We start from the raw sequence: 13222 nt of genomic DNA on the forward strand, positions 1-13222 counted from the left end.
ACGCGGTCGAGCCGGTGGCGACGACCGCGCCGCGGGCGTCCAGTTGCGGGACGGCGGCGAGGCCGCGCTCGGCGGCGCGGCGGGCGGCGAGGGGTTCGAGCATCATGCGCAGGTCGAACAGGTCGGCGAACTCGGCGGCCGACAGCAGCGGCTCCACCGTGTACCCGCTCAGCGGGCGGCGGGCCAGGAGCCCCTCTGATTCCAAGCGCGCCAGGGCCTCCCGGATGGGGGTCTGCGAGAACGCGAGCTCCTTCGCCATGCCGTCGATGCTCAGCTTCGCCCCCGGCGCCAGCTCGGACCGCATGATGCGGGCCTTGAGCTCGGAGTAGGCGGCGTCGGCCAGCGTCCGCTTCCCGGCGGAGGTTCGCCCTCCGGTCGCGGCGTCGTCCGCCGGAGTTCGCTTTCCGGCCTCGGTGGCTCTCGCTGTCATGCCAAATATCCTATAGGATAGTGTCGCGTAGGTGGTCCGCGCGCCGGACCAAACCGCCGAAACACCCCATAAGTCCCGCATTGGAGACCCCGTGAGCGCTCACCAGTCCGCGCTGCCGGTTCGGCGGCTGGGTTCCACCGATGTCACCGTTTCCGCCGTCGGTCTCGGGTGCGCCCCGCTGGGCGGGCTGTTCACCCCAGTCGGCCCGGAGGTCGCCACGGCCACCGTCGACGCCGCGTGGGCCGGCGGCATCCGCCACTTCGACACCGCGCCCCACTACGGGGCCGGGCTCTCCGAGGAGCGGCTCGGGAGCGCTCTCGCTCCAAGGGAGCGCGGCGACTACACGCTCTCGACGAAGCTCGGCCGCGTCCTGGTCGACCACGAGGGCCAGTGGGACCTGTGGGCCGAGCCCAACGGCAAGCGCGCCGAGTTCGACTTCTCGTACCGGGCGGCCTTCGACTCCTACCTCGGCAGCCTGGAACGCCTCGGCGCCGAGCGCGTCGAGGTCGGCCTCATCCACGACGCCGACGACCACCCGGACGCCGCCCTCGAAGGCACCTACCGGGCGCTGGCCGAGCTCAAGGCGGGCGGGCGCGTCGGCGCGATCGGCGTCGGCATGAACTCCACCGAGCGCGCCGCGGACCTCATCGAGCGGGCCGACTTCGACACCGCGCTCATCGCCGGGCGCTACACGCTCCTGGACCAGTCGGCGCTCGACCGGCTCTACCCGCTGTGCCTCGACCGCGGCGTCTCGGTGATCGCCGCCGGGGTCTTCAACTCCGGGATCCTCGCCGACCCCAGGCCCGGGGCGACGTTCAACTACGCCGCCGCCGACCCGCGCATGGTCGCGAAAGCACAAGCGGTGGCGGCGATCTGCGACCGGCACGGCACGCCGCTGCGCGCGGCCGCGCTCCAGTTCACCGCCGCACACCCCGCCGTCGCGTCGATCCTCGTCGGCGCGCGCAACCCGGCAGAGGTCGACGACGCCCTCGCGATGTACGCCCATCCGATCCCCGGCGCGCTGTGGCACGACCTCAAGCGCGCCGGACTGCTGGCCGAGGAGGCACCCGTACCGTGACGAACCAGCTCGTCATCGATGCGCACCACCACGTCTGGACCGCCGACTACCCCTGGCTCGCTTCGAAGCCGGAGTTCGGGCCGATCCGGCGCGACTACGGCGTCGCCGACCTGCGCGCCAACCTGAAGGCCGCCGGCGTCGACCGCACCGTGCTCGTGGAGGCCGGGTGGGGCCACCCGTCCGAGACCGTCGAGTTCCTGCACCTCGCGGGCGCGACCGAGGAGATCGCCGGCGTCGTCGGCTTCATCGACCTGCTCGATCCGAACCTCGCGAACACGTTGGCGCGCTACCAGAACCATCCGCGGGCCCGCTTCCTCAAGGGGGTGCGCGACCAGGTCCAGGGCCGCCCCGAGCCCGGGTTCCTCGCCCGGCCCGAGGTGGTGCAGGCGCTCACCACGGTCGCCCAGCACGTCCCGACGTTCGACCTGGTGGTCCGAGTCGACCAGCTCCAGGCCGCCGCCGAGGCCGCCGCCGCGGTCCCCGACCTCACCTTCGTCCTCGACCACCTCGGCAAGCCGCAGGTGCGGGACGGCGACGCCGGGCTCCGGGCCTGGCGGGACGCGGTCGCCCCGCTCGCCAAGCGCCCCAACGCGGTCGCGAAGCTCTCCGGGCTCGTCACCGAGGCCGACTGGGCGCACTGGAAGCCCGCCGACCTGCGCCCGTTCGTGCAGGCCGCCCTCGAACTGTTCGGCCCCGACCGGCTCATGTTCGGCTCCGACTGGCCCGTCTGCGAACTCGCCGCGACCTACGGCCAGGTCAAGGACGCCCTCACCGAGGTCCTCGGCCGCCCCGACCCCGACATCCTCGGCGGCACGGCCGCCAAGGTCTACCAGCTAGGAGAGCAATGAAGTACCTGCGCATCGGCCGGCCCGGCGACGAGATCCCGGTGGCGCTCCACGAAGGCGAGTACTACGACCTCTCGTTCAAGACCGGCGAGATCGACGGCGACTTCTGGGGCCTGGAGTTCGACCTGGACGAGTGCCCGCGCATCGACATCGAAGGCGAGCGCATCGCCCCGCCGATCGCCAGGCCGAACGCGATCGTGTGCATCGGCATGAACTACGCCGCGCACTGCGCCGAGTCCGGCGCCGAGCCGCCCGCCGAGCCCGTCGTGTTCTACAAGCACCCCAACACGATCGTCGGCCCGAACGACGACGTCCAGATCCCGCGCGGCTCGCTCAAGACCGACTGGGAGGTCGAGCTCGGCGTCGTCATCGGCAAGCCCGCGTCCTATCTGGAGTCCGAGGAGGCGGCGCTCGACGTCATCGCCGGGTTCGTCGTCGCCAACGACCTGTCCGAGCGCGAGTTCCAGATCGAGCGCTCCGGCGGCCAGTTCTCCAAGGGCAAGGCCTGCCCGACGTTCACGCCGCTCGGCCCCTGGGTCGCCACCCCCGACGAGATCGCCGACGTGCAGGCGCTCCGCCTGTGGTCCAAGGTGAACGGCACGTACCGCCAGGACTCGAACTCGAAGGACATGATCTTCTCGGTCGCGAAGATCATCCACCACATGTCGCAGTTCATGGCCTTCGACGCCGGGGACCTGCTGCTCACCGGCACCCCCGAAGGCGTCGCGCTGTCCGGCCGGTTCCCGTATCTCGCAGCGGGAGACGTGGTCGAGGTCGGCATCGACGGCCTCGGCTCCACCAGGAACCCCACGGTGCAGGCGTGACCATCCCCCGCACCCGTCGCCCCACCCAACCGGCTCGCTTCGCTCGCCTCTCCCCGAACCGGAGTAAACGCTGACTATCACTGCCGTGGACGTCGTCGACGTCCGCTTCCCCACCTCGCGCAGCCTCGACGGCTCGGACGCGATGAACCCCGACCCCGACTACTCGGCCGCGTACGTGGTCCTCCACGCCGACGACGGGTTCGAGGGCCACGGCTTCACCTTCACGATCGGGCGCGGCAACGACCTGTGCTGCGCCGCGATCGAGACCCTCGCCGACTACGTCATCGGCACCGACGTGCACGGCCCCGCCGACCTCGGCGACCTGTACAAGCGGCTCACCCACGACTCGCAGATCCGCTGGCTGGGACCGGAGAAGGGCGTCATGCACCTCGCCGCCGCGGCCCTGGTCAACGCCGCCTGGGACCTCGCCTCCCGCCGCGCGGGCCTGCCGCTGTGGAAGTACCTCTCCTCCCTCACCCCGGAGGAGGTCGTCGCGTGCGTCGACTGGCGGTACCTCTCCGACGCCCTCACCCCCGAAGCGGCCCTTGACATCCTGCGCGCCGCCGAGGACGGGAAGGCCGAGCGCGTCGCCGAGATCGAACGCGACGGCTACCCCGCCTACACCACCTCCCCGGGCTGGCTCGGCTACGACGACGAGAAGGTCGTGCGCCTCGCCCGCGAAGCGGTCGCCCAGGGCTACAAGCAGATCAAGCTGAAGGTCGGCGCCGACCTGGAGGACGACCGGCGCCGCTTCGCGGCCGCCCGCGCCGCCGTCGGCCCGCACATCCGCATCGCCGTCGACGCCAACCAGCGCTGGGACGTCGACCAGGCCGTCGAGTGGACCAAGGCCCTCGCCGAGTTCGACCCGTGGTGGGTCGAGGAGCCCACCAGCCCCGACGACATCCTCGGCCACGCCGCGATCCGCCGCCGCCTCGCGCCGGTCAAGGTCGCCACCGGCGAGCACGTCCACAACCGCGTCATGTTCAAGCAGCTCCTCCAGGCCGGGGCGATCGACTTCCTCCAGATGGACGCCGCACGCGTCGCAGGCGTCAACGAGAACCTCGCGATCCTCCTGCTCGCCAAGCACTTCGGCGTCCCCGTCTGCCCGCACGCGGGCGGCGTCGGCCTGTGCGAACTCGTCTGCCACCTCTCGATGTTCGACTACACGTCGGTGAGCGCCTCGCTTGAGGACCGCGTCATCGAGTACGTCGACCACCTCCACGAGCACTTCACCGAACCCACGGTCATCGCGGACGGCCGCTACCAGGCGCCGACCGCCCCCGGCTTCTCCGCCGAGATGAAGCGGGAGAGCCTCCAGCGGTTCGCCTACCCCAACGGTCCTGAATGGAGAGAGAACGCATGAGCGGTTTCGAAGGCCTCACCGTGGTGGTCTCCGGCGGCTCCTCCGGCATCGGCGCGGCCGCGGCCGCCGCCTTCGCCGAGCGGGGCGCGAACGTCGCGGTCCTCGACCTGAACCCGAGCGAGGCGCACTGGTCCACCCGGTGCGACGTCGCCGACGACAACCAGGTCCGCCTGGCCGTCGCGGCCGCCGTCGAGCAGTTCGGCGGCGTCGACGTCCTCGTCAACAACGCCGGCATCGGCGCGGTCGGCACCGTCGAGGACAACTCCGACAAGCAGTGGTTCCGCGTCCTCGACGTCAACCTCCTCGGCATGGTCCGCCTCTCCCGTGCCTGCCTCCCGCACCTGCGCGAGTCCGCGTCCCCCGCGATCGTCAACACCACCTCGATCGCCGCCACCGCCGGACTGGTCAACCGCGCCCTCTACTCCGCGTCCAAGGGCGCCGTCCACGCCCTCACCCTCGCGATGGCCGCCGACCATGTGGCCGAAGGCATCCGCGTCAACGCCGTCTCCCCCGGCACCGCCGACACGCCGTGGGTCGGGCGCCTCCTCGAACAGGCCGACGACCCCGCCGCCGAGCGCGCCCGCCTCGAAGCCCGCCAGCCCACCGGCCGCCTCGTCACCCCCGAAGAGGTCGCCTCCGCGATCGTCTACCTCGCCGACCCGGTCAACCGGGCCGTCACCGGCACCAGCCTCGCCGTCGACGGCGGCGTCGCGGGCCTGCGCATCGTCAAGGGCTAGCGCTCCGGGGACGGCGACCGGCGCGGGATACCGGGTCCGGGCCGCACGGGCTGGGATGCTGCTTCCAGCCGGTCGCCGACACCGATGGAGGTACCCCATGACCGACGACATGCTCACCGCGAAGATCGCCCACGGGTTCGACCACCTGGACGTCGACGGGGACGGGCGCCTCACCGAGGCCGACCACGTCCTGCTCGGCGAGCGCGCCGCCGCCGAACTGGGCCACGCGCCCGGCTCCGCCGAGGAGTCCTGGATCGTCAACGCCTACCTGGACATCTGGAACGGCCTGCACCGCCCGCACCTGGGCGAGGGCGAGGACGCGATCGACAAGGACACCTTCGTCGCCTCCACCCGCACCCTCGCCGCCGACCCGGCCGCCGCCGACGCGACCGTCGGCGCCATGGCCCGCACCTTCCTCGCCATCGCCGACGCCGACGCGTCCGGCGACGTCAGCCGCGACGAGTTCAAGTGCTTCTCCCGCAGCCACTTCCCGGGCCTGAGCGACGAGGACGTCGCCGTCGCCTTCAAGCACCTCGACCTCGACGGCGACGGCACCCTCACCGAGGAGGAGTTCGTCGCCGCGGTCGTCGAGTACTGGTCGAGCACCGACCCCGACGCCCCCGGCAACTGGTGGATGGGCGAACCGCCCTACGAGACCTGACCCCGGCGCACCGAACCGGGCCGCACCGAACCGGAATGCGGTTCCCGTCCTCCCGTTCGGGCCGGTCGGCGGGTCGCCGATAGTCTGGAACACATGGACGGTGCTTCATATCTGCGGTGCTTCCGGCGGGAGATGGACGCGTTCCGCAAGTGCGTCGCCGACGGCGACCTGGGCGCGTCGATCGCGTACCGGGAGGAGTTCGCCGAGCCCGTCGACCTCGCCGGGCTCGCCCGCGCGGTCGGGCACTCGAACCTGTTCACCGCCGCGTGCGTGACCGAGTGGACCGGCGGCGACACGCCCCCCGACGGGGCCCCGCCGCTGGCCCCGCAGGACCGCGGCGAGCTGCTGCGCTGGCTCGAAGGGACCGCCGAGCTCCTGGTGATGTCCCTCGACGTCGACCCCGCGACCCCGGCGTGGGGGCACTTCACGCCGCCGAACGCCGGGTACTGGCAGCGGTCGATCGCGGTCGAGACGATGCTGCACCGCTGGGACGCCCAGCAGGCGGTCGGCGAGGGGTCCCCGCTCGACCCGCAGCTGGCGAGCGCGGGCGTCTCCGAAGTGCTGGAAGTGCTGGCGCCCAAGATGGTCGGCGTCGGGAAGGCGTGGCCGCCGGACGCGTGCGTGAAGTTCAACGCCGCCGACACCGGCGACTGGTGGATCTACGGGCCGGGCGACCCGGTGGCCGACGTCCACGGCACGGCCGGGCACCTGCTGCTCATGCTGTGGGGGCGCCTGGCGAAGGACGACCCGTCGCTGACGTGGGAGGGCGACCGCGCGGTGGCGTTCTCGGTCCTCAAGGGGCCCTTGACCTACTGAGCCGGGCGCGCCGCCGGGGCGCGGGAGCCGTCCATCATCAGGGTGAACCAGCGTTCGCGCACGGCGGCCGGCTGGTCGATCGGGGCGGTCGCGAAGAACAGGTGGCAGTCGTCGATCGTCATGTCGGCTCGCAGGTCCCCTTGGCTGATCCCGGCGGCGATGATGCGCTCCAGGGCCCGGACGCCGCGGCCGCGGAGGAGGTCCTCGTCCATCGGGGCGCCGAGGGAGCGGGCGGCGGCCTTGACCGCCTGGTTGCCGGCGGCGTTCTCCAGGATGAACCGGAAGAGGGCGGTGAACTCGTCGAGGGCGGAGCCGCCCGCGTCGATGCGGTCGGCGGCGGCCTCGGCCCCCAGGGTCATCTCCTCGAAGTGCGCGTAGAGCACCGCTGCGACGAGGGCGTCCTTGGTCGGGAAGTGCCGGTAGAGGGTGCCCACGGCGACGCCCGCGTCCTCGGCGATGGCCTCCATCGGGACCTCGGGTCCGCGGGCGATGATCTGGCGGTTCGCGGCCTCCAGGATCTTGGCGCGGTTCCTCGCGGCGTCGGCGCGCAGCGGCCGCTCGTCGGGCATGCGGACTCCTCTCCCCGCGAAGCATCATAGGCGCGCCGCGCATTTGCCATAACCTGAATCTAGGTTCATTATATAGTGAAGGCAGGTTCATCTTAACGCTTCGAAGGAGCACAGCATGGCCAGCAAGTGGAGCGCCGCCGACATCCCCGACCAGACCGGGCGCATCTTCCTCGTCACGGGCGCCGGTTCCGGCCTCGGCCTGGAGACCGCGAAGGCGGTCGCCCGCAAGGGCGCCCGGGTCGTCATGGCCGTCAGGAACACCGCCGCCGGCAAGGCCGTGGCCGCCGCGATCGCCGACGAGGTCGCGGGCGCCGACCTGGAGGTCCGCCACCTCGACCTCATCGACCTCGACTCGGTGCGCCATTTCGCCGAGTCCTTCGACTCGGGGATCGACGTCCTCGTCAACAACGCCGGGATCATGGTCCCGCCGCACTCACTGAGCCCCCAGGGCAACGAGTCCCAGTTCGCCACCAACCACCTCGGGCACTTCGCCCTCACCGGCCTGCTGCTCGACCGCCTCCAGGGGCCGGACCCGCGGGTGGTCACCGTCTCGTCCCTCGCGCACGCGCACGGCCGGATCCACTTCGACGACCTCGCCGGCGAGCGCTCCTACAGCCCGATCCAGTACTACGGGCAGTCGAAGTTCGCGAACCTGCTGTTCGGGATCGAGCTCGAACGGCGCCTGCGCGCCGCCGCGAGCCCCGCCAAGAGCCTCATGGCCCACCCCGGCTTCTCGGCCACGGGCCTGCTCCGCAGCTCGGGCGCGCTGATGCGGTTCGGCGCCAACCTGGTGATGCCCTTCGTCACGCAGTCCGCGGCCGAGGGCGCGCTTCCGCAGCTCTACGCCGCGACCGAGCCGAAAGCCGAAGGGGGCCAGTACATCGGCCCCGACGGCAAGCGCGAGCGCAAGGGCGCGCCGGTGGTCGTCCGGCCCGTCGCGGCGGCGAACGACGCCGCCCTGGCCCGGCGCCTGTGGGACGTCTCCGAGGAGCTGACCGGCGTCCGCTTCCCGCTCCCCGCGGCCGCCTGACCGTACTTCGCGAAACCGGTCGCGTTCGGGCCCAAGGCCCAAGTGGGAACGTGACCGGTATCGCCGTGCATCGATGCAGCTCATCGATGTTGCGTCGCAAACCACACCATATATACCGACCTGATAACAAATTCGGTCCAGTTCGGGTGTGGCGTGCTCAAAATTCACTTTGACCGGCGAACATCCGTATATGTCTTCTGAATCGAACCGGTCTTCGACCCCGCGCCGGAGCGCGAACATAACGGACCGAGGTGTAACAGTCAGCGACAAGTCGGTCGTGAGGCAACTGGTCACGCCGCTGCGCCGTTACATTCCGGTCGGCTGGTTCGATTGGGAGCCCTTCGGCGAGCGGCCCAAGAGCTGGCGGCCGGACATCGTCATGTTCGCCGTGTTCCTGGTCATCACCGTCCTGCTCATGTTCCCGTCCCCGCTGGTCACCCTCGACCACGAGGTGCGGATGTGGGCGGTGGAGCACAAGATCCAGTGGCTGTGGGACTTCGGGCGGACGATCGCGATGGTCGGCGAGGGCGAGGCCGGCGCCTCGGTGGGCCTGGTGTTCTCGGTGTGGTGTGCGCTGCGGTCGCGGAGCATCCGGCCGATGCTCATGTTCGTCCTGTCGTTCATGACCCTGGCGATCATCCTGGGCATGAAGCACTGGCTGGGCCGGCCGCTGTCGCAGCACCCGCTGCGCCTCGCGGAGGTCTCCCCGGACGGGCCGATGCTGTTCACGTACTTCCTGGAGGGCGGCGGCGGGGTCGCGCCCGCGACGGCGTACCCGTCGGGGCACGCGGTCAACTCGATCCTGCTGTTCGGCCTGATCGTGATGCTCGTGGGCGGGCTGCTGCCGAAGTGGCTGCGGCTGACGCTGCTCATCGCGCCGCCGACCATGGTGTTCCTGGGCCAGCTCTACACCGGCCAGCACTGGCTGACCGACTCGATCGCCGGATACCTCCTGGGCATCCTCATCATCCGCAGCGCCAAGCGCGTGGACTGGCACGACATCCCGATCGGGCCGCTCATGGTGTTCGAGCCCGCGACCCGCAAGACCATCCTGATCTCGACGCTCCTGCTCGTCGGCGTCGCGATCACCCCGAACCTGCCGCTGAAGCAGGCGCTCGTCCTCGCGGCCGTCCTGCCGACGATCGGCCTGATCTGGCTGGGGCTGAGCATCAGGGCGAAGCGGCGCCTCGACGCGCAGTCGGAAGCCGAAGGCGGGGAAGGGGAGCCGCTGGCGGCTCCCGAGATCCCCGTCCAGCCGAAGAAGTCGGCCTAGCCCGCCGTCAGGTACCCGCCGGCGAGCTTGACGCCGGAGCCGCCCTCGGCGACCTCGCCGATGGTCCACGCCTCGACGTGGCGGGCGGTGAGCACCGCGAGGGACCGGTCGACCTGGTCGGGCGCGACGATCGCGACCATCCCGACGCCCATGTTGAACGTCCGCTCCATCTCCTCCAGGCCGATTCCGCCGGTGCGCTGCACGACGTCGAACACGGGGTTCGGCGTCCACGTGCCGCGGTCGACCTCGATCTGGAGGCCCTCGGGGAGGGACCGGACCAGGTTGCCCGCGAGCCCGCCGCCGGTGATGTGCGCGAAGGCGTGCACGTCGCACTCCTTGGCGAGTTCGAGGCAGTCCTTGGCGTAGATGTGGGTGGGGGTCAGCAGCTCCTCGCCGAGGGTCCGCTGGCTGTGCTCGGCGTCCGAGAACTCGGGGATGACGGTGCCGAGGTCGAGCTTGCCGACGCCGAACAGGGCCTCGCGCACGAGCGAGAACCCGTTGGAGTGCAGGCCGGAGGCGCGCATGGCGATCGCGACGTCGCCGGGCTTGACGCGGTCGGGGCCCAGCAGCTGGTCGGCCTCGACGACGCCCACGCCCGTCGCGGAGATGTCGTAGTCGTCGGGCTTCATGACGCCGGGGTGCTCGGCGATCTCGCCGCCGATGAGGGAGCAGCCGGCGTACCGGCAGCCGTCCGCGATCCCGCCGCCGATCGCGGCGATCTTCTCGGGCACGACCTGCCCGGTGGCGATGTAGTCGAGGAGGAACAGCGGCTCGGCGCCGCACACGACGAGGTCGTCGACGACCATCGCGACCAGGTCGATGCCCACGGTGTCGTGGATGTCGAGCTTCTGGGCGATGACGAGCTTGGTGCCGACGCCGTCGGTGGAGGAGGCCAGCAGCGGCTTCTTGTACTTCTCGGTGTCGAGGGCGAACAGGCCGGCGAACCCGCCGATCCCGCCCACGACCTCGGGCCTGACGGTCCGCTTGATGAGGGGCTTGAGGGCGTCGACGGCCCGGTCCCCGGCGTCGATGTCGACGCCCGCGGACTGGTAGGAGATCGTCTTCTGAGTGGTGGTGCCGCTGCTCACGCTGTGGTCCCTTCCCGCACGGGTTGCGTGCTCGCTTCGTTGGATCTAGGTTGCTGTGCCGCTGAAATGCGTGCAGTGGGTGAATGAGACGCTGCGGGACGGGGCGGCGGTTCCATGAGGTGCTTGCCGATGAGGTCGGCGGCGGGCAGCTCGATCGGGTAGTTCCCGTCGAAGCAGGCCATGCAGAGGCGGGACGCGGGCTGCTCGGTGGCGCGCACCAGGCCCTCCATCGAGACGTACCCGAGGGAGTCGGCGCCGATCTGGGCGCGGATGCCGTCGATGTCGAGCGACCCGGCGATGAGCTCGGCACGGGTGGCGAAGTCGATGCCGTAGAAGCACGGCCACTTCACCGGCGGCGCGGAGATGCGGATGTGGACCTCGACCGCCCCGGCCTCGCGCAGCATCCGCACGAGGGCGCGCTGCGTGTTGCCGCGGACGATCGTGTCGTCGACGATGACCAGGCGCTTGCCCTTGATCTGGTCGACGAGCGGGTTGAGCTTGAGGCGGATGCCCAGCTGCCGCAGGGACTGCGAGGGCTGGATGAAGGTGCGGCCCACGTACTGGTTCTTGGTGAACCCCTGGCCGTAGGGGATGCCCGACTGCTCGGCGAACCCGATCGCGGCCGGGATGCCCGACTCGGGGACGCCGATGACCAGGTCGGCCTCGACCGGGTACTCGCGGGCGAGGGTGCGCCCGACCTCGACGCGGGTGGCGTAGACGTTGCGCCCGGCGAGCTTCGTGTCGGGGCGCGCGAGGTACACGTACTCGAACAGGCAGCCCTTGGGCTCGGGGTTCGCGAAGCGGGTGGAGCGCAGGCCGTGCTCGTCAATGGTGAGCAGCTCGCCCGGCTCGACCTCGCGCACGAAGTGCGCGCCGATCGTGTCGAGCGCGGCGGTCTCGGAGGCGACGGCCCAGCCGGACGCGAGGCGGCCGAGGACGAGCGGGTGCACGCCCTGCGGGTCGCGGGCGGCGTACAGCGTGTTCTCGTCCATGAAGACCAGGCAGAACGCGCCGCGCAGCTGCGGGAGGACGCGCTCGGCGGCCGAGGCGACGGACTCGTCGGGGCGGGCGGCGAGCAGCGCGGTGATCAGGTGCGTGTCGGAGGTCGTGGTGCCCATGTCGATGCCGAGGTTGTCGACCTCCTTGAGGAGGTCGGCGGTGTTCACCAGGTTCCCGTTGTGGGCCAAGGCGATCGCGGTACCGGTGGAGGTGGAGCGGATCGTGGGCTGGGAGTTCTCCCAGGTGGGGGCGCCGGTGGTGGAGTAGCGGGCGTGGCCGATGGCCAGGTGGCCCTGGAGGGGCGCGAGGGTGGACTCGTCGAAGACCTGCGCGACGAGGCCGAGGTCCTTGTAGACGACGGTGCGCGCGCCGTCGGAGACGGCGATGCCCGCGGCCTCCTGGCCGCGGTGCTGCAACGCGTAGAGCCCGAAGTAGGTGAGTTTCGAGACCTCTTCCCCGGGGGCCCAGATGCCGACGACGCCGCAGGCGTCGCGGGGACCGGGGCTGTCGGGATCGAGTTCCGTGGTGAGTCGACCGTCACCTCGGGCCACTGCAACTCCTCAGTTGGCTGAGCAAAATTCCGGCACGCAAGTGTTGCCGTGACTGCGTCTGTGTCCCCCGGTTCATCCGGGCGACCACTGACAGTCTATCGGACCTGCGGGAAGTCGCCACCGTCCAACGAGCGCGAGTGTGTGCCGTGCCCCTCCCCGACTAGGTGAAACCCTGCGCAATTCCGCCCAGCGGGGCCGGTATCACCGGGGGAGGCAAACGCGAGGCCGGCTCTGCGCGCGCTCCGCCCGAAGTGCCGCGCGCTCCGCCCGAAGGGCGGGTGGGTGGGAAAGGTTAGAGCACCGTCCCAAACCCCCACCCTCCCAGGGGACCGTAGCGCCCAGCATTGCGCGGGGGTCCGACAAGAACGGGCCCCCGCGGCGGTCGTGTCACCCGAAGGTGTGAACGACGGCGCGGTCCTGGGCAGGGTCCGGTCCGCGGTCAGCGGTCAGCGGTCAGCGGTCAGCGGTCAATTCGACCGCTGACCGTCGGCGGTCACCAGGAGCGCGGGCGGTCGTCCCACTCGCCCCAGCCGCGGCGCTCGGTGCGGCGCGAGTCGGGGTCCTCGGGGTCGGCGTCCGGCTGCGCCCCGTAGGGCGCCGAAGGCTGGGACTGGTTGCCGTACTGGGGCATCGGGCGGGTGCCGCCCGGCTGCTCCGACTGCGGCGCGTACGGGTCGCGGCGCATCGACTGGCCCTGGTAGCCCTGGGGCTCCTGCGGCGCGGACGGGCCGCCCGGCGCGCCGTGCGCACCGTAGCCCTGACCCGGCTGGCTCGGGCCGCCGAAGTTCTGCGAACCGGGCCCGTACTGCGGCTGGCTCTGCGGCGCCGGCGGCGCGCTCGGCCCGCCGTAGCGCGGCTCCGAAGGCGGAGGACCGGGCACCAGGCCCGGGTTCTGCGGCTCGAACATGCCGCCGCCGGCCGGCGGCGGGGTCGGCGCCGGATGCGGGCGGGTCGAGCC

Annotated in this window: 13 protein-coding genes and 1 pseudogene; 9 read left to right on the top strand and 5 right to left on the bottom strand. The window is 71.4% G+C overall.

What is annotated here, in order from left to right:
- Positions 1-430: GntR family transcriptional regulator (locus tag DI269_RS17165; protein ID WP_157975055.1), on the bottom strand; the 430-nt coding region annotated here is incomplete at its 3' end.
- Positions 431-521: 91 nt separating this feature from the next.
- Here DI269_RS17165 and DI269_RS17170 point away from each other — a divergent pair.
- The 7 genes from DI269_RS17170 (at position 522) to DI269_RS17200 (ending at position 6754) form a co-directional block, all read left to right on the top strand.
- Positions 522-1508, top strand: coding sequence for an aldo/keto reductase (locus tag DI269_RS17170; protein WP_198667506.1), 987 nt, complete (start codon positions 522-524; stop codon positions 1506-1508).
- On the top strand, positions 1505-2356 hold the full coding sequence (locus tag DI269_RS17175; protein ID WP_112138029.1) for an amidohydrolase family protein: 852 nt from the start codon (positions 1505-1507) through the stop codon (positions 2354-2356). Before DI269_RS17170 ends, DI269_RS17175 begins: the two co-directional genes overlap by 4 nt.
- A complete protein-coding gene (locus DI269_RS17180) occupies positions 2353-3177 on the top strand; it encodes a fumarylacetoacetate hydrolase family protein (RefSeq protein WP_112138031.1) in 825 nt (274 codons plus the stop codon). Before DI269_RS17175 ends, DI269_RS17180 begins: the two co-directional genes overlap by 4 nt.
- A 142-nt stretch (positions 3178-3319) precedes the next feature.
- Positions 3320-4540 (top strand): enolase C-terminal domain-like protein, encoded by a 1221-nt coding sequence (locus tag DI269_RS17185; RefSeq protein ID WP_112138058.1) that lies wholly within the window; start codon positions 3320-3322, stop codon positions 4538-4540.
- The gene (locus DI269_RS17190) at positions 4537-5277 is read left to right on the top strand and encodes an SDR family NAD(P)-dependent oxidoreductase (protein WP_112138034.1); all 741 of its coding nucleotides are present in this window, start codon (positions 4537-4539) and stop codon (positions 5275-5277) included. The genes DI269_RS17185 and DI269_RS17190 overlap by 4 nt, the downstream gene beginning before the upstream one ends.
- A gap of 97 nt (positions 5278-5374) precedes the next feature.
- Positions 5375-5938, top strand: a complete 564-nt coding sequence (locus tag DI269_RS17195) for an EF-hand domain-containing protein (RefSeq protein WP_112138037.1) — start codon at positions 5375-5377, stop codon at positions 5936-5938.
- Positions 5939-6031: 93 nt separating this feature from the next.
- A complete protein-coding gene (locus DI269_RS17200; RefSeq protein ID WP_112138039.1) occupies positions 6032-6754 on the top strand; it encodes a maleylpyruvate isomerase family mycothiol-dependent enzyme in 723 nt (240 codons plus the stop codon).
- Here DI269_RS17200 and DI269_RS17205 read toward each other — a convergent pair.
- Positions 6748-7323: a TetR/AcrR family transcriptional regulator gene (locus DI269_RS17205; protein ID WP_112138042.1), complete on the bottom strand. Its 576-nt coding sequence runs from the start codon at positions 7321-7323 to the stop codon at positions 6748-6750. The two genes, DI269_RS17200 and DI269_RS17205, sit on opposite strands and share 7 nt — an antisense overlap.
- A 115-nt stretch (positions 7324-7438) precedes the next feature.
- On the opposite strand from DI269_RS17205, the gene DI269_RS17210 reads away from it, so the two are divergent.
- Together DI269_RS17210 and DI269_RS17215 are read left to right on the top strand one after the other, a co-directional pair.
- On the top strand, positions 7439-8353 hold the full coding sequence (locus tag DI269_RS17210) for an oxidoreductase (RefSeq protein ID WP_112138045.1): 915 nt from the start codon (positions 7439-7441) through the stop codon (positions 8351-8353).
- Positions 8354-8630: 277 nt separating this feature from the next.
- Positions 8631-9626, top strand: coding sequence for a phosphatase PAP2 family protein (locus tag DI269_RS17215; RefSeq protein ID WP_157975056.1), 996 nt, complete (start codon positions 8631-8633; stop codon positions 9624-9626).
- On the opposite strand, the gene purM is transcribed toward DI269_RS17215, so the two are convergent.
- The 3 genes and pseudogenes from purM to DI269_RS17230 all read right to left on the bottom strand — a co-directional run.
- Complete coding sequence (gene purM, locus DI269_RS17220) at positions 9623-10759, bottom strand: phosphoribosylformylglycinamidine cyclo-ligase (protein ID WP_112138050.1); 1137 nt, start codon at positions 10757-10759, stop codon at positions 9623-9625. The genes DI269_RS17215 and purM overlap by 4 nt on opposite strands.
- A complete protein-coding gene (purF, locus tag DI269_RS17225) occupies positions 10711-12264 on the bottom strand; it encodes an amidophosphoribosyltransferase (protein ID WP_112138053.1) in 1554 nt (517 codons plus the stop codon). The genes purM and purF overlap by 49 nt, the downstream gene beginning before the upstream one ends.
- Positions 12265-12757: 493 nt before the next feature.
- Positions 12758-13222: pseudogene (locus DI269_RS17230) on the bottom strand (hypothetical protein); the annotation flags it as partial.

It is taken from the genome of Glycomyces dulcitolivorans (genome assembly GCF_003265355.1).
Lineage (GTDB): Bacteria > Actinomycetota > Actinomycetes > Mycobacteriales > Micromonosporaceae > Glycomyces > Glycomyces dulcitolivorans.